This is a genomic window from Nitrospira sp. CMX1 (assembly GCF_054902215.1).
The window spans coordinates 15,804-35,802 of record NZ_JBUBKD010000018.1 but is presented as its reverse complement, the minus strand read 5'-3'; the positions used below and the strand labels follow the sequence as shown (position 1 = coordinate 35,802).

Annotated in this window: 17 protein-coding genes and 4 pseudogenes; 5 read left to right on the top strand and 16 right to left on the bottom strand. The window is 53.6% G+C overall.

The genetic code is table 11. From position 1 onward, the window contains the following. Positions 1-67: 67 nt before the first annotated feature. The 9 genes and pseudogenes from ACYX34_RS06005 to ACYX34_RS05965 all read right to left on the bottom strand — a co-directional run bounded on the left by ACYX34_RS06005 (position 68) and on the right by ACYX34_RS05965 (position 6,610). Positions 68-1,207: a tyrosine-type recombinase/integrase gene (locus ACYX34_RS06005; RefSeq protein ID WP_462075647.1), complete on the bottom strand. Its 1,140-nt coding sequence runs from the start codon at positions 1,205-1,207 to the stop codon at positions 68-70. Positions 1,208-1,260: 53 nt separating this feature from the next. After that, on the bottom strand, positions 1,261-1,590 hold the full coding sequence (locus tag ACYX34_RS06000; protein WP_462075646.1) for a helix-turn-helix domain-containing protein: 330 nt from the start codon (positions 1,588-1,590) through the stop codon (positions 1,261-1,263). Positions 1,591-1,791: 201 nt separating this feature from the next. After that, positions 1,792-3,816 (bottom strand): AAA family ATPase, encoded by a 2,025-nt coding sequence (locus tag ACYX34_RS05995; RefSeq protein ID WP_462075645.1) that lies wholly within the window; start codon positions 3,814-3,816, stop codon positions 1,792-1,794. Positions 3,817-4,079: 263 nt separating this feature from the next. After that, entirely contained in the window at positions 4,080-4,277 is a 198-nt protein-coding gene (locus ACYX34_RS05990; RefSeq protein ID WP_462075644.1) for a helix-turn-helix transcriptional regulator, read from the bottom strand. 103 nt (positions 4,278-4,380) lie between these two features. Then, positions 4,381-5,100, bottom strand: coding sequence for a hypothetical protein (locus ACYX34_RS05985; protein WP_462075643.1), 720 nt, complete (start codon positions 5,098-5,100; stop codon positions 4,381-4,383). A 109-nt stretch (positions 5,101-5,209) separates the two neighbouring features. Then, positions 5,210-5,728, bottom strand: a pseudogene (locus ACYX34_RS05980) (recombinase family protein); the annotation flags it as partial. Between the two features lie 95 nt (positions 5,729-5,823). After that, a complete protein-coding gene (locus ACYX34_RS05975) occupies positions 5,824-6,195 on the bottom strand; it encodes a hypothetical protein (protein ID WP_462075642.1) in 372 nt (123 codons plus the stop codon). A gap of 2 nt (positions 6,196-6,197) precedes the next feature. Next, a complete protein-coding gene (locus ACYX34_RS05970) occupies positions 6,198-6,431 on the bottom strand; it encodes a hypothetical protein (protein ID WP_462075641.1) in 234 nt (77 codons plus the stop codon). A gap of 32 nt (positions 6,432-6,463) precedes the next feature. Next, positions 6,464-6,610, bottom strand: a complete 147-nt coding sequence (locus ACYX34_RS05965) for a hypothetical protein (protein ID WP_462075640.1) — start codon at positions 6,608-6,610, stop codon at positions 6,464-6,466. Between the two features lie 573 nt (positions 6,611-7,183). Here ACYX34_RS05965 and ACYX34_RS05960 point away from each other — a divergent pair. After that, the gene (locus tag ACYX34_RS05960) at positions 7,184-8,938 is read left to right on the top strand and encodes a TonB family protein (RefSeq protein ID WP_462075639.1); all 1,755 of its coding nucleotides are present in this window, start codon (positions 7,184-7,186) and stop codon (positions 8,936-8,938) included. 280 nt (positions 8,939-9,218) lie between these two features. On the opposite strand, the gene ACYX34_RS05955 is transcribed toward ACYX34_RS05960, so the two are convergent. The 3 genes from ACYX34_RS05955 to ACYX34_RS05945 form a co-directional block, all read right to left on the bottom strand. Continuing rightward, positions 9,219-9,710: a hypothetical protein gene (locus ACYX34_RS05955; protein ID WP_462075638.1), complete on the bottom strand. Its 492-nt coding sequence runs from the start codon at positions 9,708-9,710 to the stop codon at positions 9,219-9,221. A 321-nt stretch (positions 9,711-10,031) separates the two neighbouring features. Continuing rightward, the gene (locus tag ACYX34_RS05950) at positions 10,032-10,499 is read right to left on the bottom strand and encodes a hypothetical protein (protein ID WP_462075637.1); all 468 of its coding nucleotides are present in this window, start codon (positions 10,497-10,499) and stop codon (positions 10,032-10,034) included. Continuing rightward, positions 10,475-10,909, bottom strand: a complete 435-nt coding sequence (locus tag ACYX34_RS05945) for a TSCPD domain-containing protein (RefSeq protein ID WP_462075636.1) — start codon at positions 10,907-10,909, stop codon at positions 10,475-10,477. Before ACYX34_RS05945 ends, ACYX34_RS05950 begins: the two co-directional genes overlap by 25 nt. 295 nt (positions 10,910-11,204) lie before the next feature. Here ACYX34_RS05945 and ACYX34_RS05940 point away from each other — a divergent pair, with 295 nt between their 5' ends. Further along, positions 11,205-11,462, top strand: coding sequence for a hypothetical protein (locus ACYX34_RS05940; protein ID WP_462075635.1), 258 nt, complete (start codon positions 11,205-11,207; stop codon positions 11,460-11,462). Between the two features lie 54 nt (positions 11,463-11,516). Then, positions 11,517-11,921 (top strand): surface-adhesin E family protein, encoded by a 405-nt coding sequence (locus tag ACYX34_RS05935; protein WP_462075634.1) that lies wholly within the window; start codon positions 11,517-11,519, stop codon positions 11,919-11,921. Here the strand turns inward: ACYX34_RS05935 and ACYX34_RS05930 are convergent. Next, positions 11,826-12,200: pseudogene (locus ACYX34_RS05930) on the bottom strand (putative signal transducing protein); the annotation flags it as partial. The gene ACYX34_RS05935 and the pseudogene ACYX34_RS05930 sit on opposite strands and share 96 nt — an antisense overlap. Positions 12,201-12,290: 90 nt before the next feature. Between ACYX34_RS05930 and ACYX34_RS05925 the strand changes: the two are divergent. Both ACYX34_RS05925 and ACYX34_RS05920 read left to right on the top strand, forming a co-directional pair. Continuing rightward, positions 12,291-13,039, top strand: a pseudogene (locus tag ACYX34_RS05925) (IS5 family transposase). Positions 13,040-13,086: 47 nt separating this feature from the next. Then, positions 13,087-13,349 (top strand): annotated as a pseudogene (locus tag ACYX34_RS05920) (hypothetical protein); the annotation flags it as partial. 286 nt (positions 13,350-13,635) lie between these two features. On the opposite strand, the gene ACYX34_RS05915 reads toward ACYX34_RS05920, so the two are convergent. From ACYX34_RS05915 to ACYX34_RS05905, 3 genes are all read right to left on the bottom strand, one after another. Continuing rightward, positions 13,636-15,306 (bottom strand): cadherin-like beta sandwich domain-containing protein, encoded by a 1,671-nt coding sequence (locus ACYX34_RS05915; RefSeq protein ID WP_462075633.1) that lies wholly within the window; start codon positions 15,304-15,306, stop codon positions 13,636-13,638. Positions 15,307-15,744: 438 nt separating this feature from the next. Further along, positions 15,745-18,303: a cadherin-like beta sandwich domain-containing protein gene (locus tag ACYX34_RS05910; protein ID WP_462075632.1), complete on the bottom strand. Its 2,559-nt coding sequence runs from the start codon at positions 18,301-18,303 to the stop codon at positions 15,745-15,747. A gap of 235 nt (positions 18,304-18,538) precedes the next feature. After that, on the bottom strand, positions 18,539-19,918 hold the full coding sequence (locus tag ACYX34_RS05905) for a DUF4340 domain-containing protein (protein ID WP_462075631.1): 1,380 nt from the start codon (positions 19,916-19,918) through the stop codon (positions 18,539-18,541). Between the last annotated feature and the right edge of the window lie 81 nt (positions 19,919-19,999).

The following is a 19,999-nucleotide window of genomic DNA, read 5'->3' as shown; positions in this document are numbered from 1 at the left end:
AAAATCCCTCGGGCTCAAAAGGCCCGTACCGGTTCGATCCCGGTCTCCGGCACCAACTTTCAATAAGTTATCCATGCTTCCTCGTCTCCCTTACTCCATTCACTTCTCGGTTTTGTGCCCAAACTGTGCCTAAACCCTTCTTCGATCTCCGTCGACGATCCCCCGCATGGAGGGCTGCAAGCTTCTTCATCCCTTCACTGAGGTCCGCTTCGGAGACGATCGCATACCGGCGATAGACACTCTCGGTCTTATGACCGGTGATCTTCATGGCGACCGACCGCGGAACGCCTGCTCGTTCCAAATTACGGACGGCAGTTCGTCGGAAGTCATGCGGGATCCGTTCGGCTACGCCAGCAGCTTCACAAGCGTTCGCCCAAGCCTTTCGAAAATCGATGATGGGGTGGCCATTTCTGTGAAAGACCCACGGTATGATCGCGCCGCGCTCAAGCTCCAACTGGGTCGTGTCTTGGCGTTGGAGCGCCAGGAGGTCCCGAAGTTCGGGCAATACGGCAAAGGGAAGCACCCGGCCTTCCTCATTCTTGGTGGATCCCGGCTCAAGGCGGACAATACCAGCGTCCATGTCGACCTGTCGCCAAGTCAGGCTGAGGATCTCAGAGCGGATTCGCCAGCCTGTCAGATACGCGAAGGTGACGACTGGACGAAGATGCAAGGGGAGAGCAAGGCGGACCGCTTCAAAGTCAGGCCGTTCGAAGAAGCCTTGTCGGGTGTTGTGGACTGACAGTGTTGGGAATGGGGGGCAGATTGCTTTCCCAGCACGTTGGGCGAGCCGGAACGCTCGCCGAAGTATGCTCAGGTCGTTCTTGATCGTTGCTGGCGCAATCTGGTGCGATAGCCGTTCTGCCACGTATGCGTTCAATCGATCGAGGGTAATGTCTAGCGCCAACGACAAGCCGAAGAAGGCTTGCAGGGCAGCCAGTGAGGTTTTCATCCGACCCAGCGAGCGCCGGCCATTGATGGTGTAGTCATCCGTGATAATGGTTTCAAGGTCTGAAAATGTCGTTCGATCGATCTTCGGACCAAGGGGTTGGCCAGTGCCCATCTCGGCCATCCGTTTACGTAACAGCTTAATCGCATCCATTCGCTTTGAAGAGCGGGAAGACTCCCGATGCACTTGCCCGCGAAAATGGTACTTGACCCACCATACGCTTCCACGCTGGTAGACCATCCCGAATCCCCGTCGTTTCATAGGTGCCTCCTGAGTTGAAGGGTGAAGAGCCTGATGGTGGCGCAGCATGTGCTTCACGCCCTCCGTTTTGCAAACCATCGGCTTAGGGCAGCCTCAGGAAACAGTAAGGTCTTTCTCGTGGGCTGACTATGGGGTAAGTGCTTCTTGTTGCGATAGAGCCAGCGGGCAGTAACGTGAAACCGATCTGCCACTTCCTCAACGGTCAGGTAGCATTCTTTCTCCGCTGTTTGAAGAGCTGGACCAGGCACCATCTGATTTCCGAGCAATCTGGCGGCCGCTGAACTTTGTGCAGCTGCGAGCTGAGACATTACAGCCGGAAGTCGATCGACTGGTGTCTGGGTAATCAATTGCATGAGCTCGGTCAGGAGTGGTTCAAGTGCCATGTATCAGTTCGTTCCATTGTCGGCTTTCATATCGTTAATGCCCCACCGTTAACGTCCCTCCCTTACAGGGAGGGGGACGTTATTTAACGGTCCACAGTTAACGCTCACGGTTAACGTCATCACCTTATAGAATCATGCACTTACACGCGGTGTTAACACTCTTAACGGTCATTAACTCAAAAATGGCGTTAACGGTCGATGTTAACGGTTCAAAACGGTCCATTTTGCCTCTCGCCCCTCGCCAATCATCTGCCATTTGATTCCCTTGTAACGGGCATTGGAAAGCGTCGCTTTGACAGTTTGGAGCGGTTTCTGAAGCTCGTCGGCAACTTCCCTCGATGTACGGGGAGTTCCATCAGATTCAAGGAGATTTCTTATTCGGTTAGGCAAGGGAAGGGCCTTTTCAATCTCTGCAGCCTGATTGAGGTCGAACGATTCGTATTGAATGAAAGTGCCGTCAGACGTTTGATGGACCTTCAAGCCCATAGGCGAATGCTTCCGTGTCAGATTGGTTTTCCGGTGGAAGAGGCCAAGGATCGCACAGTCTTCTCCCACTTCCTGTTCGGTCCGTATCTCCCACGTCGATCGGGCAAAATTAGAGTTGAAGACACTGCCGTAGATAGTCGGGGTGTCCTGTCCTTCCGCCAGTGTCTTGGGAGTATGGCCGATAATCAGCGTGGCAATATCGAGGACACGCAAGGCCGAAAATAAGTGCTCGGTTGCCTCAGCGTCAGAGCCACCGCCAGCCGCCGCCAGGAGAGAGTCAATGACGAGCAATGTGATCTGCTCCTGCTGGACGATCCTGGCCACTTCATGCACCATTCGCGCTAACCGCTCTGTACACCGGAGATATGTGACATGTGCCTCGCTTAATTCTGGATGTCCTGCCTGCAAAGCATGGATCCTGCGTGTATGGACATCTTCGGTGTCCTCCCAATCGAGATAGAGCGCTCGACCTTTCGCCGCAGATAAACCGGCAATGGAGCCGCCTGTGGAAACAAGCAGCGCAGTCATGAGCGCTAGGGTACTTTTCCCTTTGCCTCCGTCCGCAAAGATAACCGTTGGTTTTCGCTTGAGAATGAGTGGATTCACGATGAACGTGAGTGGCTCACAGGGAGTGTTTCTGTCGAGCCGCAAGACCGGTGCACCCCGGCGGTAGCGCTTCAAGACTAATGCGCACGCACGGGGGAGAAGAATCTTCCAGGGAATTACCTGGTCAATATCCTGGCAGAGTGACTTCAGATTACCCGCCAGCTTCGCCTGGGCACTGTCACTTTTCAAACTAAGGTCAATGCCGGACCGAAGTTCGGTGACTCCAATGGTGATGGAGACCTCGGCGACGATCCCCCCGCGCTGTGGGCTCAGCCGTTCGAACGTGATCGTAAGGCTATGGACCGCACTGTGCACCGTGTATAGGCCAGCCACCTCAGCGAGAATAAGATCATCGGTGACGCGCTCGCGGATGGCCTCCTGGGTGGCGTGCTTATCCCGCCATCGTTGCCACCATGCTGCAACGATAGCAAGTTTTGGATCATCCGTGGAGATTCGTTCTAGGGCGGGCCAGTCGGTTTCCCACCTGGATCCAGTCTGTATTAGCCAATCGTCCAAGCCGACCTTGCCTCCATGTTGTTCAGGCAGCCTGACAAGGGTGACCACAGCTCCACGTGAGATCAGCTCTTGGGCTAAGGCATAGAAACCACCAAGGACCTTGAGGAGTTTATCGGGCCGCCATGCATCTGAATCAGGAACGATCTCGATTGGTCGATCTTTCCAGACGAATTGGTCAAGCGCGGGGATCATCATGCGCTCGCCCGTATCGAGTCGCTGTTTCCAATTCCACGTACCGGCGATCCCGAGCACATGGAGCCCAGCCTGACATCCGGCCGCCGCCTTCTTCTCCCCTTCGGTTATGACGATTGGTAGACGCGCGTCTCGTGCCACTGCTTTCCAAGCAAACAAAGGCGGCATATACAAAGATGGGGGAGTGCCTGGCGTTTGATGATACTTTTGTGTGCCGTTGGAGCCGGCGAGAGCAGGAAAGAGCTTCAAACGCTCGACGCAGTTCAGCTTGCCTTCCAAATCAAAATACGTAATCCGATAAGCTGAATCTACACCTTGGAGCTTGAGATCATGCGGGCGGATTGCTGTGAACCCGCATGCCTTGATCGTGTCGTCCGTTAGTCCAGAGGCCCTTAAGTCAGCAAGATGCTCAGGTGCGAGGCTCACCTTAGACTCCCCAATACACCGTCAAGCGCAGGTTGTAATGATTCCAACAGCTCTAAAAGCTGCCTTTGGGTTTCCGATTGATCGGCGAGAATTTCAGGAGAATATGCACCACTCAACCTAAACCGAATTACAAGAGTTCCCTCATCGGGGTTGTGGAATTCCAGCGTTTTGATCGAAGCTGTGTGTTCGGATACATTGGAAATTACCATTGTTTGCTCCTGGGTTATGCCGTGCCTCGAGTTCGCGCTCGGGGCACGGCGTTTTTATGACTTCTTGTTCGGTCTCGCAGTAAGAAACTTCTCCACATCATCCAAACGTACATAGCGCGTCATGCGATGTCCGGCCTGTAATACAGGCAGACCGCGAGTAATCCAGCGTTCCAGCGTCCGTGGGCTAACCGGATAACGCTCGCAGAGTTTCTTGAGTCGAACGATGTCGTTGTAAGCCATGGCGTACAGCATAGGGTCGCCTCATGCCGCCGTCACAAATTTTGGACAAGAAAGTTGACACTTTCTTGAACTGATGGGAGAGGCTTTGGGATTTGGGAAAACAGAGGACAGCAGGCTAACTACGGCGGGAGCGTTTCAGGCGTTTATGGATGCCCTGCCTGCTCAAGGTTTTGCCTTTAGGGTTAAGATCAAGATCCTCGGGGCTAAGGCGTGATGCGATTTTCTGTAGTGAGAGACCCCGCCTACGCATTTCTTGTATTTCAATCTGTCTGGCCTCGATAGGCTTTAGCAAATGGGACTCAAGGCCCATCTGGGCTTTCCGAAGAATGTGCCTGTTATAGGTAGTCCGCTGCATCTGAACGATTCGCTGAATGTAGGGATGGGTGAGCAGTCCATTCCGTGCAGCCCGCATGCAAAGTGCAGGTAGCTCGTTGATGATTTTTCCTGCTGATATCTGATCATTTTCCGATCCTCCCAGTAGCTGTGTGAGGCGATCTTCCTCGCATTGATGCCTAAGGAGCCATTCACCAATATCCTCAAGTACTCGAGCTTGGCGACGTAACTTCAATTTGGCCTGATGATTGACAGCCTCTGCTTCCGACTTCCTAAACTTCTCAGCATCTTGCTTGAGAAGGCGTGATAGCTCTTCAGGATCAGCGACCTTCCAATACCGGGAAAAGTGACGACGGGAGAGTTCGTTCTGGAGAAGCCGATACAATTCGGCTGGGTGCTTCTTTGCAAACTGAACCAGTAGTGTCTGTTCTGGGATACTGAGAGCAGATCCGCTAAGAATTTGTCGTAGCTGGGACAGAAAACGATGATGCTTGGAAGGCATGCCTACTCCTGAAGTGGGCTCCTGAAGTATGGAGAGGGACGGCACTCGCGTCAGGAACACGAGCCGGCCAGGTGATCAAGCCTGACCGTTGCCGTCCGTATCTACGGTATCATGAAGCACGCGCCATAATCCGTGACAGTTGTGTAGCCGTCCAGGTCCCAGCGCCTCGGTAGGTTGGTACCCCACTCCTGTTCATGGCCTCGGCTGCAGCACGAAGGGTCAGGCCCTGAGCGCGATAGCCCTGGATCATCGGCTGAATGGACCGGGCAAACGTGTCTGCTGCTTGTTGCCTTGCCTTCGCTCCTCGGTGGGAGGCGTCACAGAGACTTCGATGCGAGGGATTGCCGAGCTTGACCCCTTTGCGTTTCAAGGCAGCTAGGGCTTCACGGGTTCTGGTTGAAATCATGCTCCTTTCTTTCTCGCTCAAAGCGGCATAAAGGTGCAGGACGAACGGATCCACATCAGGTCCCAGATCGGCGACGATGAAGGGGACACGCTCAGCCATGAGGCCCGCAATAAAGGCTACATCTCTCGACAGCCGATCGAGCTTGGACACGATCACGGGCGCTTTGAGTCGTCGCGCTTGGCGAAGCACCTCGGCGAGCTTCGGCCGTCTCGTGAGAGCGTCCGTTCCTTTTTCGAGTGTGAAGGCCGCCTATCGGCGTCGACAAATATGCTGGCACCCATGTGTGTCTCCTTTCTGGAAAGGTGAGGGTTCAATCATCAATTCTCAAGATCTGTCCTTGAGGTGCCCACGCTGGTCTCGGGGGTAAGCGGTTTCGAGTTCTCAAAGAGCTCTTGCGTGAGACACACATAGCCGTCCACCTCACAACCGTCCCTCAATTCCGCTTGCAGATCGCGCACGGTCAGCCGTACGAGGTCGGCATCCAGGTGTGTTCGGCCTTCCGCGGCCATGAACAGAAGATCCAACCGTTTCCGACACTCAGCGAGGATGCGCAGGACCAGCGAGCCATCCTCTGCAAACTTCTTTACCCCGAACCGTTCTCGATGCGTCACATCACTCACCTGGCCATCTCGATCCCGGTACAAGATCCGGCCCTGCAACATCAGCAGAGGTTTAGTGGCAGTGTCCATGGTCACCGTCCTTTCTTTCTGGGTGGTAAAGAAGGCTCTCCACCGAGGGGGTGCTCTCCTCGCAGCATCCGACAAAAGATCGTCGCGGCATCATTGATCACTTCAGACATGCTCTGACCATACCGCTTCGCTTCTGATTGAAGGTCGGCGAAGTTTTGAGGATGGATAAGTGCCTGCACCCGTTTAAATCGGTCACAAGGCTTGATACGGCTTCGGCGATGCTTGGTCTGTGTCATGTGGCGAACTCCTTCCCCTTTTCAAGACTGCGTTACCGTTTCTGCTTCTCAGTGGCCTTGAACTCCCTTTCGATCAAACCTCGAATGAACCCGCTAGCCGTGGTGCCCTTGGTCCGTAAGGCGTCGAGTTTGGCCTTGAGACTCAACGGAATCGATATATTCATGCGAACCAGATTCATGGATTTCACCCCCTTTCAAGTGATACTCAAGTGTATACTATGATACATTAATGTATCAACTGGTGCTTGAGTGGTGGGTGCGGGGCTGCTAATATTCCTCCCCCATGCCAAGACAGGATTCTGTAAGCCACCAAGGTACAATCAACATTCGAGGTGTTCCGAAGGAACTCGTGTTCCGAATTAAACAAGCAGCGCTGGCTGAAAGGCGGACTGTGAAAGCTTTTCTCCTGGCACTAGCAGAAGAACGGATTCAAGAGCTGGAAAGGAATGGTCAGCTGCCGAGGACCAAATAACTCCAACTTACCGTCGAGACAGTCAGAGCAAGAGGGTAAGGGTGAGCAGACTTCTTATGGCCGCCTTACAAAGCACTTCAAATGATCCCTTGAGTTAGGTGCCACAAGGCCACTACAGCGCATAGGGATTTCACCATATCGCTTTTCCGTCTACCTACAACATAGAATCGCACCCTGGTTTTCATACGGGAGGATCCGGCCATGTTTCAATGGGAGGCATGGCGCAAACTCACTTGGTCTATGGAGGGCGAGATGCCTTCTCGAGTCAGACTCCTCAACAATGGTTTTGGGTGATGCCTTGGATAGTTTCTATGAAATACTTGAGGTCGCGCCAACGGCCACAGATAAGGAAATCAAGCACGCCTACCGACAGCTGATCCAGGTCTGGCATCCTGATCGGTTCCAAGATAATCCTGATCTTCTGAAAAGATCAGGGCAGAAGACCCAACAAATAAATGAGGCATTCCGACACCTAATTGACCCCCACCTTAGAGCCCAGCATGACGAACAGCTCCAGCGACATCACCGCGATGCAACAGGGGAAACCGAGATTCATTCGAGCCATTCTCGGTCAAGCCGTACAGACATAGTTGCCGTCTTGGCATGCCCAAATCCTGCCTGCAAAGTTGGATTGCGCGTCCCTACTCAGAAGAGACTCAAGGTTGTTTGCCCCCAGTGCCGTACCCACTTCATGTACGATTCCTCTCTTGAGGCTTCTTGGAATGTCCACATTCCTGAAGACAACGCTGGGACAGGGAGCTTTCAGGCGAAGGGCTACACCAAATCTGAGGAAAACCATTTGTACTATCGACTCGGCAGATACGTGGGGCGCACGTATGGTTCACTGATTCCTGGATCTTTAAGTTCTGCCTTCCGTAATCCGATCTTTTGGGCCATCTTCATTATGGCGCTCTGGGTCATTTTCAATTTCGAGCAACCTGTGTCGGGGCCGTCGGGACTGGCTCAGCCGAAGGTGGTTTCTGTTGCTCCCCTCAGTCAAATGAACTCAACAAAAGACTATGAATGGCTTCAGAAGTTGCTGGCCAAATGGATCACTGACCTTGATAAGAACTATCCGGAGAGCTTGCGAACGCAAGGGGTTCAAGGGAGAGTTACATTATCAGCTATGCTCCATGAGGATGGATTGCTGACAGACGTGCGTGTGGTGAGTAGCTCTGGCGATGCGCGACTTGATCAGGTAGCGATGGAAGATGTGAGGAAGGGCCCTCCTATAGAGCTGACTCACCCTCTGGAACAATCCCAGATTTCGGTTAAGTTTGCGATCGCGTACGATCTTGACTCCATCGCTGAACAGAACCGAGTTCTGTTACCAAAAGAGCGCATCCTCCCTGCTGTTCCTGCTCGAGCCGCAACGCAATATGCTAAGGAACCTCTGATTAATTCCTCGTTTTCAGAAGTGGCCCCTCAATTCCCAAACGTTTTGAAAGGTGAACTACTGAAAAATCGAATTAATCAGGCCTTCCCTAATAGAAACTCTCATGATGCTGTTTCACAGTCAGAGCAGGGAATAAGCTACCCAACTCCAAGAATAGCGCGGCCCCCAATATCACTCAAAACGGGGGATACGATTAAGAAGCCTCTTGTCGCACCTCGATCTGGGCGCGGAAGCTTACGGATCATCAATGGCACGGATGTAGATGCTGTATTTAAATTCGGTGATTATGATGGGGGTGGTGGGTTCATAGCGTATAAGTACATCAAGTCTCGGCAGGAATATGTCGAGCAAAATATAGCAGAGGGGGCGTACCGGTTAGCCTTCAGCCTAGGATCCGATTGGGACCAGGCTCAGGAAGAGTTTAGGGAGAATAGACAGTTCATGATGTTTGAGGAACCATTTGAATTTGAAGAAACAGCTGAGGTTAGGGAACTTAGAGCTGATGACGGGATAGAAACTCAGACCACGTTCAGATTTGTAGAAGCTGTGGCTACCTTGCATGCAGTTTCTGGTGGACACGCTAAAACTGAATCCTTAACCAGGGCTACATTTGAACGTCTCTTTGAAGAACGCCAGTAGAACGCAGGGGCCGTCACCAACTCAAGAGTTCGCCCCAGCATGACAAACGGACTAACTTGATACGCAGAATCAGGCACTCCTCCAGTGGCTTTCAGAGCTTCTTGCCTACGTTCCTCCAGCAGACCTCTAGTTTTCTCTAGTAGCTGACTGGCCGTGCGATCCATGTATTCTCCGGTGCATCTGCCCGAATCGACCCCGATCTTCCCTCCATTGATCTGTCTAGCGGGTGTCTAGTTTTGTCTAGCAGTCGCTTCGCCCTTCTTCATGGCAAGGGTAATGGCTAGGGTGAGTTGGAGTCGAAATCATGCTGAGCATCGTTCACAGGTTTCCCTCGTGTTTGAAAGGGGAGCCGCGTATCAAGCCGCGCGCAGTCTTGCGAAATCATTCGATGCTGACGCCCATAGCTTCGATCCCGAGTCTGATACTGGGAAGGGTAGGCCAGGCCGTAGCATCGCCTACAGAAGAACGGGCAAGACGGAACGTGGTACAGAACCCCTACTCGTCGCTGGCATTGCGGGCAGGTAAACCAGGGACGTTTCCCGCCATGGGGACCTGCTGAGTAAGCCAATGACACGCGCTGAAGCACTCGTGTCGACTCGATCAGGAAGGACAGCTCCAGGGCTGAGTCTCGCACGGCGATCGTGACGGTAGCGATGTGGGCCCCCTTTCTCGCCCGCCAGACCCAGTCATAGGTTGTGGAGGGAAGTAACCAGCCTCCTTGGTTGAGCTTCGTGATGTCGAGCGCGTGGAATTGGGTGACAAGGGCTTTCATCTCGGCCGTCTAACCTCTCTATAGAACCTCTACAAACCTCTACAAATATCTTGGCTTTTCCTTGTATTACCCCTAGGTCGACCATTCGAAATCATAAGGTGTGTCACAGGGTAGCCCCCTTAACACGGGCATCCTCTGGTCTTTTTCAATCACTCAGCAAACACGCGCATTCTCGACTGTTGGTGTTCCCAAGAAACTAAGTTTGGTTAACAGGCTGGTTAACAGGGTGTCTACCCGCCACGGCGACACGTCCATCTGTTCAGCTTCGAAATCATGAGGCTCCTTCGTCTCGAAGCACCAATGTAGGGGTAATATAGGTTGTCACCGTGGCCACCTGGAACGATTCCCTGACAGGGTAGAAGGCATGAACTCTCGCGCTGGCTTCGCCACGATCTTGGGGGCCGGTAAGAGGAACTGGGCCGGGGTCATCTGCATGGGGCGTATCGTGGGTTGTGCTGGTGTCGACGCCGTAGGACTCGGCATGTGAGGGGTTGGCGCCTGGCCTATCTGTGGTGTCGTAGCAGGCGAGAGTGCTCGAGGAAACGCATCAGGGGGAAGAGCAAGGCGTGGCGCACTGTCCATCCCTTCTGGCGTCGTGAATCGATCGCTCCATGCCTGCTCGAGTGCCAAGCGATCGTAGTGTCGCTCCATAGAGTCATTATGATGACGGTCGCGCTGCTCCATGGTCGCATCGAACCGCTGTTGTTGCTGCTTCATTTTCATGGCATCGGATAGGAAACTGCCGGCCATTCGCACGCCTTCATTCAAGCCTTGTCCGACTCCGTACATGAGGCACCTCCTTGGTTGTTGTGTTGGGGATTGAGTGATGGCACATGGGCGAGTTCGTCTCGCCCGCAATACTCGACGAGCAAGTGTCGTCCGATGAGATCAGGCAAACTGGAGCAGTGTTTCAGCCGATCATGTCCAGAGACAGGCCCGCAGGGGGCAAATTGGGCGCCTGTGAGAAGATCCCCGACCTGTTCGAGGGGAGCACCGTATTGCAAGGCGATGCTCATCAGGCGGGCGATGACGTCGTAAAGCGCGATAGTCTTGGGAGTGCAGTCAGCACCTTTCACACGAAGGAAGAGTTCGGCAGGAGCCTGATCATCATGAACCGAAAGATACAGGGTGCGTCCGCCAATGCGGACTTTCTGGGTGATGTGGTGACGACGGGAGGGAAGGGCAAGACGGTGACTCATAGGGGGAGCCCTCCTTCGACCTGTGCCCAAAGTGTGCCCAAACCATTGAGTTGCGAGGGAGACAATCGGTAAAAAAACGGCGCGACAGTCTTACGAACCACTTGAAATTGTGGCCATACTGTCCGATAGTGTCCGGTGGTTTCGGGGGGTGAGGGGTTCTTAAAATCCCTCGGGCTCAAAAGGCCCGTGTGAGTTCGATTCTCACCTCCGGCACCATCTTGATGCAAAGGGCAAGGTTTTTCCCTACAAGGGGTCGGCCGGTGCTTCGATATTCAACGTACTGAAAGAGGGATTCATGAGTGTCAAGACAGGAGTGATGATCGTCGGCGGTGCGGTGTTGCTTATCTCATCCTTGGTTGGGGGGGCATGGGTGGTCACTGCACCTCCGGACCACGTAGAGCCCTGGAAACAGAAGACATGTAATGAACATGTGGAACAGTTGGACATGCTAAATCGGTACAAACTGTTTTGGTCATTTGTTCAACGTCGGCAGGGATTCAACGACTGCTTGAAACGGGTCGACGAGCTTGGCATGAAGCCACCATCTGAGTGACGACGAATTTCCGTGTTTCCCATGTGGCGTGCCTGTCGATGCCTGCTTCTTCCAATGGTTCCACGTCCCGTTATGGTGCTGCTCCTGCTGGTTGCGAGCCACACACTAAGTGAGGGGTCCGCATCTGCGGAGTGGCATCTCCTCGATGGTAACAATCATGCCAAGGTCTATATAGACCGGGAGACCATTATTAGGACCGGCGATGTGGTAAAGGTTTGGATACTCGACGATCTGAAGACTCCCCACACCAGAGAATTCAGCAGCTTTTCTTCTGTTCGTGCTCAAGAAGAACACGACTGTTCCAAAGAACGCTTTCGTCTTGTGGCTATCGAGCAGTTTGCCGGCAACATGGGGACCGGAGACTCAATCTATAAGAAGTCTGGTGAATCTGGTTGGGCACCGATCCCACGAGGGACCATGGCACAATCGGTCTGGAAGTTTGTGTGTGGGAAAAAGTGATGGTGCCCCAAGTAAGAGGGATTGGGAGACTTCGGCGGGCGATTTTTCTTGACCGCACTTCCAGCAAGTAGCAAACTGGTTTTCGTGACGTTCGTCACATCCCGGACAGATCCAACCTTCTTGGTTCAATGGCAATAACACCAGGCCATCGTCAAGTAAGCGCCACGCCCGATCGATATCCTCATCTTGGATCACCCACAATTCCGGGAACACCTCAGTAAAAGGAATCTCTCCGGCCAGGCCAGAGGAACGCTGGTTCTTGATCGTGCACTGGATATCGGCCTGCTCAAGAGTCTAGAGGCAGGACTCATTAAGTGTGAGGGGTCCCCTCAGCCAGTGATCTGTACTGCACGCTGGCTGGAGGTAACCATGAGTGACCTGTTTCTGTTGACCACGCAGCAGTTGAATCGGATCAACCCCCGTTTCCCGGTCTCGCATGGTGTGCCGCGAGCGGATGATCGGCGGGATCATCTCTGGGATCCGGTATGGTCTTCAATGGAAAGATGCTCCGAACGCCTATGGGCCACACAAGACGCACTACAATCGGTTTGTCCGCTGGAGCCGGGCAGGGATCTTGAACAAGACTTCCGTGAGTTGTCGCGATACGCTGGAGCGAGAGACTGTCTGATGATCGAGACCACCCATCTGAAGGCCCACCGAACGGCAGCAAGTCTGTATCAAACGGGGCAGTCCCCCGCTGTATTGGCCGCACGAAAGGTGGCCTGAATTCGAAGCTCCACGCCGTGTGCGACGACGCGGGCAAGCCGGGATACCTGTTGCTGACAGCCGGACACACCAGCGATGACACTGGCGCACACTGCCTGTTCCCCTGTCTTTCTAATGCCACGCACCTGATTGCCGACCGCGGCTATGATGCGGATTGGTTCATCACTGCCCTCAAGCAGCAGGGGATCACCCTCTGCATTCCGCCGCGTAAGGGCCGAACGAGACGGCGCCACTACAGCAAACTCCTCTACAAACAACGACACAAGATCGAGAGCATGTTTGGGCGGATCAAGGATTGGCGTCGGCTTGCCCTGCGATATGATCGCTGTGCCTGCACTTTCTTCTCGGCGATCCGCCTCGCCGCAACTGTCACCTTCTATCTGAAAAAATGAGTCCTGAGCCTAGTGCTTAGCTATGTCAGCCCCTACACTTAAATCCAAAATGCGCTAGCTTGCTAAGGGGAGCCATTGAAGAGGCGTTCAAGAGTGAGCACTTGAAGTATCTTGTCTGTACACGACTCTCTTCCAAGGCGTAAACCTCCCTGCGAGAAATGTTTTTATCGATACACCAACCAGGGGCCAAGGTAATAATCTCGGTTCGGCATCCCTATGGAACTTTGCTGGACGCGCTGGTCGTTTAGGGCAAGATATAGTTGGAAACGTTTTCCTGGTTGATTATGACTCATGGGAGTCAAAACCTCTGACTATGGCCACGCGATAATCATTGATAGGCCTTCACGAGCTGATCGATTGACGTGGTTTCCTGATATTTCCGACGTTTCTTGAGCACGGCGAAGTCGTGCTCGAGGGGGGTGAGGTCTGGGGAATAGGGTCGCAACAACAACTGGGCTTAGCTATAAATCTTGTACAACGATTGGATATGTCGAGGAGAGTCTTCCTTAGTGAGTGAGATTGGCTGTGGTCGCTGGGTTTAGGTAGGACCGCGCAGGCATGGAAAAATCGTTATAGGCGTGATGGCGTCGAGTGGATCACAGTGCTCGGTTCACAATAATGGTGTAGATTTTGGGGACTCCTCCACTCTGAGCAGTCACGAAAATAGACACAACGGTTGGGGTCCCTGGCCCACTGAGAGGAATGTTGGGTGCTGAACCGGAAGCTGTTCCTGCAGGGACAGTTACGCTACCGATAGCCATTACAGCATTGAGATCGGACTTGGTAGCGGACACAGTTACTTGATCGACGATGCTCTCCACACTTACAGAATAGCCTAAAGTGATCGCGCTAAAGCTTGGAACCAACGGCTGCTCGATGCTGTTTGCGGTGACCGTTAAGGCCGATAGCGTGTCATCGGTTGATGCTGCACGGTTCACCCTGATGGTGTAAGTCTTAGGAGCGCCTCCACTCTGAGCAGTTACTGAAATCGACACAACGGTTTGGGTGCCTAGCCCACCGAGTGGGAAGGTTGCTTGCCCTGATGAGGTCCCGGCAGGGACGGTTAGGGAACCGATCAGCATCACGGCACTCCGATCAGACTTGGTTGCCGAGACGATAACTTCAGTGACAGCGCTGGCGACGTTCACCGTGTAGTCCACGGTGCTCGCACTAAAACCTGGAACCAGCGGCTGTCCGAGGCTATTCGCGGCGACCGTCAAGGCTGATAGCGTGTCATCGGTCGATGCAGCTCGGTTTACGGTAACACTGTACGTTTTGGGACTCCCATTCTGGGCGGTCACAACAATGGAGATGGTTGTAGGGGACCCGGGTCCATCGAGTGGAATATTGAGAGCTGACCCCGATGCGGTTCCTGCCGGGACGATTACGCTGCCGATAGCCATCACGGCATTGATGTCGGATTTAGTTGCCGTGACATCCACGCGATTGACGTTCGTAGCCACGTTTACGGTGTAGTTCAGGGTACTCGGAATGAAGCCGGGAGGAGGGAAAGAACCGGGTGGTGTGACCGTCAACGCCGATAGGTTGTTATTGCTTGATAGAGCCGCACGTTGCACGGTGATGGTATAAGTCTTGGCTTCGCTATTGGGGACAGCCACGGTGATCGACACCACTGTTGGTTGCCCGGGCCCGTTCAGTGGGATGATGGCTTGGCCGGCGGTGCTTCCCGCTCCGGCAGTCACTGATCCGGACATCACGGCATGCGGATCAGCTTTCGTGGCCACAACGGTGACACTATTGATGCTGCTGGCGACATCAACTTGGTAGGTCAGGGTGCTCGGCACAAATCCCGGAGCGGGAAAAGCCCCAGGAGGTGTCACCGATAAGGCCGATAGCGTGTTATCGACCTTACGAACTAGGATGTCATAGGTGCTCTCAAGGCCGTTTTGGCTTGTGACGACGATGGTGATGGTCGTCGTTGGTTGCGATGAACTGAGTGTAATGGGGCGTCCCTGACCTGGGTTGGTATCGATGCCGTTGATCGACAGTGTTGTTGAGCTGTCTCGTGGGGTAGCGGTCACAGTGACGGTGCTCACCGTAGTCGATACCTCGACCAGGTAGCTTGTGGTATTACTCGAAAACGCAGGCTGTAGGGTCCCTGGGGTCACGGTCAAACTGGAGAGGGGAACTTCTACGGTATTCTCTGAAACAGAGACGCTGTCTTGGCAGCTAGTAGCACTAAACCCGATGATGGCGACAAGGAGAACCGTGTGACAGAAGCGGGTCATGGTCAGAATGTATTTCATAGTGATTCCGATTACTTTCTCTTGTTGCAGGAGTCTTCAGTCTGCCGGATCCTACCAACCCCGAAAAGCAGGTTCCAGATGCTAGGAGAGGAGGGGAAAACGGTCTAGACCTACAGGAGTATAGGAAGACTGGGCAAAGGAGGGGGGCTGGTCGAGGCAACAGAGGGTGCTGAAAGATGGACGGGGGACGATCCCCGGGATAATTGAGGGGTACTCTTAGAGTGATCGGCTCAGGGTGAGGGAGTGTGATCTGATACGGCTAGTGGGTGCAATTGGCGCCTCTGATTTGTCCAGTGGAACAGCCAATTGAGACGCTGGGATTTGCTTATCGGCAATGGCGATCTAGACAGCACGGCATTCCGGTTTGAACCTAGTTGCCGAAACGGTCACCTTAATCGGCTGTACATCTCCTCACAGGCGGTGGCAGCGTTGATAGCGCTAGTTATTGATTATGGTGTTGATTTCCAATTGTGGCGTCATGACCGGACTCTTGTCCGACTCGCCGACTGAGTTACTTAATGTATAGGTAACGTCGTAGAGGCCATCAGGTAAATCCACATTCGGTCTGAAGATAAGGGTGTTGCCAGCCGGAGTAGAGGATGAAGGGAATTCTTCCCCTGTTGTTTTCTTTATGTAAACCTTTGCGGCCTCCCCTGTGCCTGGCGTTGAGACACTGAATCCTGGTCTCTTGATGTTCGTCAGGTTGTCCGTATTACTAGTGGGAGGGAAGCAGGTACTCGTCCCTGGAATAAGTTGGCAAGAGTCATCTGCCTGTAGCAGGTCAGGGGCGGTCGCCGGTTTAGCCGGCGGGGTAGGTGCCGTTGCTCGGTTGATGGTGACGGCATAGGTTTTCGAAATTCCATTTGCGGCGGTGACTATGATCGATACTACTCTACTGGTACCTGGTCCGTCCAGCTGGATGGTCGCTTGTCCTCTGTTGGGCAGGTCACCGGAGATCACGGCGCTTTGATCTGCTTTCGTTGCAGCTACGTTGATGCTTGAGATGTCGCTCGTCACATCCACCGAATAGGCGAATGTGTCAGGAGCAAAGACAGGAGTCAAGCTGCCTTGCGATACAGACAGCGTCGACAGATTGTTGTCGCTCGATGGCGCTGCTCGGTTTATGGTGATGGCGTAGGATTTCTGTGTTCCGTTTGGGGCGGTGACTATGATTGATGCCACTTTACTGGTTCCAGGCCCATCTAGCTGAATGGTTGCCTGTCCGCTATTGGGCAGGTCCCCAGAGATCACGGCGTTCGAGTCCGCTTTTGTCGCAGTCACACTGACACTGGTTACACCCGCCGCTACGTTGACAGTATAAGCTAATTCGTCCGAGTTAAATGATGGAGACAAGGTCTGGGTTGTGTTACCGACCCGCACTCTCAACGCTGACAGATTGTTATCGCTCGATGGCACCGCACGATTGACGGTGATCGAGTAAAGTTTTTGGCTCCCGTTCTGTGCGATTGCCACAACATTGATAATGGTGTTCGAGCCTGGTCCGTTCAACGGGATGGCCCGAGCTTGTCCAGAAGTGGAAGCTTGTCCATTCACTTGAAGGCTGGCAGCAGAATCTTGGAGCTGCGGTGTGACCGTTAGGTTGGTCGCATTGCTGTTTACATCTACCGTGTAGCTTGTTGTGTTTGCATTAAACGCGGGACTGAGGGTGCCTGGCGACACGGTCAAGCTCTGCAAATTGTTGTTGCCACCGAGGGCTGCACGTTGAACACTTACCGTGTAGATCTTTTGTGTGCTATTGGGGGCGGTCACTACGATATTAATTGAAGTATCCGATCCCGCTCCATTCAAGGTAATGGCTCGGGCCTGTCCCGATGTGGAGGCTTGTCCATTCACGGTCATGGTCGCGGCGGGATCGGCCAGGGTAGGCCGTACCGTCACGCTGCCTACAGTGCTGGCCACATTCACGGTATAGCTGAGATCGTTTGCGTTGAAGGGGGAGTCTAAGGGCCTCGGTGTTACGGCTAATGCAGACAAATTATTGTTTCCACCAAGGGCTGCCCGATTGACGGTCACCGAATACTGTTTGGGTAACACCTCCGGAACGATTACGAATATGGTGATAATTGTGGGAGAGCCGGGTTGGTTTAATGTAATGGTTTGAGATTGCCCAGACGTGGTGGCTTGGCCGTTCACGGTCATGGTTGCCCTGGTATCTGCCAGGGTTGGCCGTACCGTCACGCTGCCTACACCATTACCCACGTTCACCGTGTAGCCGGTGCCGCCTGCTCTGAACGCAGGGACTAAGGTTCCGGGTGAGATAGTGAGCCCTTGTAAGTTGTTTGATGGTTTAGAACTTACGGCAACCTCATAGGATTGCGTGCTTCCATTCTGAGCCGTGACGGCGATCGTGATTGTCGTGACCTGGTTGCCAGCATTGAGATTGATTGCGCGTGCTTGACCAGAGGTTGCTGGCTGCCCATTTACGGTCATCGTTGCGGCAGGATCTGAGAGAGTGGGGGTGAGCGTGACGCTTCTGATGTTATTGTCAACACTGACTGTGTATCTCACCGAGCTTTTATCGAATTCGGGCGCAAGGATTCCTGGTGAAACAGTCAAGTTCGCTAACGAATTGTCTCCGGTCAGGCTCGCGCGTTTGACTTGGACAGTGTAGGACTTCGACGTGCCGCCTGTGCCTGTTTCTGTGACGACGATGTTAATGGATTTCTCTGTCCCCGGCGAGTCGAGCGTAATGGTTTGACTCGTGACTTGCTGATTATCGATCCGGATGGTATCGCCGGCTACTCGAGGGGTTGCGGTGATGGTTGTACTTAAGACATCGGTCGGGAGCTGGACGGTATAACTCGTTATTGCCGGGGTAAAAGTTGGTTGTAGGTCTCCGGCGGAGACCGACAGGTTCCCAAGCTCTGCCGGTTGCGTGGCTGTTCCTGAGTCTCCACAGCCGTACGTGCTCAATCCCAAGAGGACCAGAGCCATTCCCGTGAAAGATCGTGCGGTACGGATGAGTGGGTATGTCATGGTGGAGCTGCTCACTTTCTGTTGAGGCAGATCGTTAAGGATATGCTTGGTCACGTAGGGTGACCCTAAACTGTATGGTTTTGGAATGACGAGACCGCTCGAACTTGGTTGAGCACCACTTCGCTGTCTCGATAGGCACGGTTGAAGCTATAGCGGAATTGTACTAGTCAGGTCAAGTACCTGACTAAAGTATTTACATAGTATAGCTAATAGGTAGGAGTGAACAGGAGTCGATTTAGCGCCCTGTTGTTGTCCTGCTCGCTGTTTTTCCGAGGAGCTCAGATTTAGAGGGAATCTGGGTCAGGAGATCAGGGCGCACTTGAAACAAACCGGAGATCCGCTGGCCGGTCGCATAGAGGAGATTCCCGGACTGACTGCCCAAGGTGAGTCTTCCCGTGGTCTTGCCGTCTTTCGCGGTGGCGACAAACTCTGCAGCCGGAGACAGAAGCCCATAGGGGGCGAGCGGCGAGGATTGTTTCATGATCCGTTCTTCTGCCGGTAGATTAGCTACCCGGCTGACGAGCAGATCGGCCACCTCTTGGGTGACCTTCTCCATAGGCTGGTCTTCCAGGGCCCACTCACCGCTTTGGTTGATCAATATGTACTCTTGCTCCCTCGTCTTGACCGACAGCATGGCCACATCTGTGTAGTCGAGGCCGAAGAGTCGTTTATCTTGAAGATTGAAGAGGTCCTTCGTCAGGTCCTTGATCAGTCCCGGATTGATACGGTAGAGCGGTGCGTCCGGTCCAATCTCTGCAATAGCCTCGCCCTTCTGCGGGTCCGATTGATAGAGCCGAACTGATTGGTCCCCGGCAGCGGTATGCAAGGTGACCTTCACTTTCGGTGTCGTCAAGGTCTTGGCAATGCTGTCTCGTTCGGGACCTGGATCAATGATGCCGAGCGCCTTCAAGTCTTCCAGGCGGAACATCAATGCTCGAACTTCGTTCTGATCCGCTTCGGCTTCGATCGGATACCGAATCTTCCATGAAGGCTTGGGTTTGTCCTTCGCCATGTTGTAGATCACGATTTCAGTCGTCGGATAGGTCAAGCGAACCCGCTCGATATCATTTTGAACGAACTTCAACAGCTCTTTCCGACGAAAGGTCATCAAGGACTTGTTCACAAGATCTTTTGGCGCCAGACTCGTCAGGAGGATGCGGTGATCCGACTTCCGCAAGACATAGAGGGTATTGGATAGAGGACCACTATCGCCGATTGAAATAGCTTCCTGTTGGGTGCCGGCTGTCACAGTGATAGTGGTCACCGGCGGTTCGAGGCCGAACGCCACCAGCTGCGTGGTCTGGTCTTCCAGGGTTCTGGTCACGGTTCCTGTGACCAGTGCACGAACGAGGGCCTGGACCTCGCGGGTATCAGCCTCGGTTCGAAGTGGAGCCACGATCGACCACTTCCCCGGTTCGGTCAGTTTGATCTCAATCGGTCCCTGAGCGGTGGTAACGGAGATGCCGGTAATGGTGGTCTCTGGAAACGGCAAGAGTTGTTTCTGGGCCGTCTCTTGTTTTTCTTCCTGTTGCTTGGCGGGAAACTCAACCAGGTAGAGATAGCCGCCCAGTCCAGCGAGCATCACCAGCATTACAAGTGTAGGCCAATAACGCATATCAGGATGGTGAAAATTGCCGCCAACTGCGTTCTCGCATCGTTCAGACTCTCAACGTGCCCCAGAGGGCAGGCCTTGACC

Coding starts and splice junctions, on each gene's coding strand:
- ACYX34_RS06005 (WP_462075647.1), bottom strand. CDS start 1,207: ATGAAACGACGGGGATTCGGGATGGTCTACCAGCGTGGAAGCGTATGG.
- ACYX34_RS06000 (WP_462075646.1), bottom strand. CDS start 1,590: ATGGCACTTGAACCACTCCTGACCGAGCTCATGCAATTGATTACCCAG.
- ACYX34_RS05990 (WP_462075644.1), bottom strand. CDS start 4,277: ATGCTGTACGCCATGGCTTACAACGACATCGTTCGACTCAAGAAACTC.
- ACYX34_RS05985 (WP_462075643.1), bottom strand. CDS start 5,100: ATGCCTTCCAAGCATCATCGTTTTCTGTCCCAGCTACGACAAATTCTT.
- ACYX34_RS05975 (WP_462075642.1), bottom strand. CDS start 6,195: ATGGACACTGCCACTAAACCTCTGCTGATGTTGCAGGGCCGGATCTTG.
- ACYX34_RS05970 (WP_462075641.1), bottom strand. CDS start 6,431: ATGACACAGACCAAGCATCGCCGAAGCCGTATCAAGCCTTGTGACCGA.
- ACYX34_RS05965 (WP_462075640.1), bottom strand. CDS start 6,610: ATGAATCTGGTTCGCATGAATATATCGATTCCGTTGAGTCTCAAGGCC.
- ACYX34_RS05960 (WP_462075639.1), top strand. CDS start 7,184: ATGGTTTTGGGTGATGCCTTGGATAGTTTCTATGAAATACTTGAGGTC.
- ACYX34_RS05955 (WP_462075638.1), bottom strand. CDS start 9,710: ATGAAAGCCCTTGTCACCCAATTCCACGCGCTCGACATCACGAAGCTC.
- ACYX34_RS05950 (WP_462075637.1), bottom strand. CDS start 10,499: ATGTACGGAGTCGGACAAGGCTTGAATGAAGGCGTGCGAATGGCCGGC.
- ACYX34_RS05945 (WP_462075636.1), bottom strand. CDS start 10,909: ATGAGTCACCGTCTTGCCCTTCCCTCCCGTCGTCACCACATCACCCAG.
- ACYX34_RS05940 (WP_462075635.1), top strand. CDS start 11,205: ATGAGTGTCAAGACAGGAGTGATGATCGTCGGCGGTGCGGTGTTGCTT.
- ACYX34_RS05935 (WP_462075634.1), top strand. CDS start 11,517: ATGGTTCCACGTCCCGTTATGGTGCTGCTCCTGCTGGTTGCGAGCCAC.
- ACYX34_RS05915 (WP_462075633.1), bottom strand. CDS start 15,306: ATGAAATACATTCTGACCATGACCCGCTTCTGTCACACGGTTCTCCTT.
- ACYX34_RS05910 (WP_462075632.1), bottom strand. CDS start 18,303: ATGACATACCCACTCATCCGTACCGCACGATCTTTCACGGGAATGGCT.
- ACYX34_RS05905 (WP_462075631.1), bottom strand. CDS start 19,918: ATGCGTTATTGGCCTACACTTGTAATGCTGGTGATGCTCGCTGGACTG.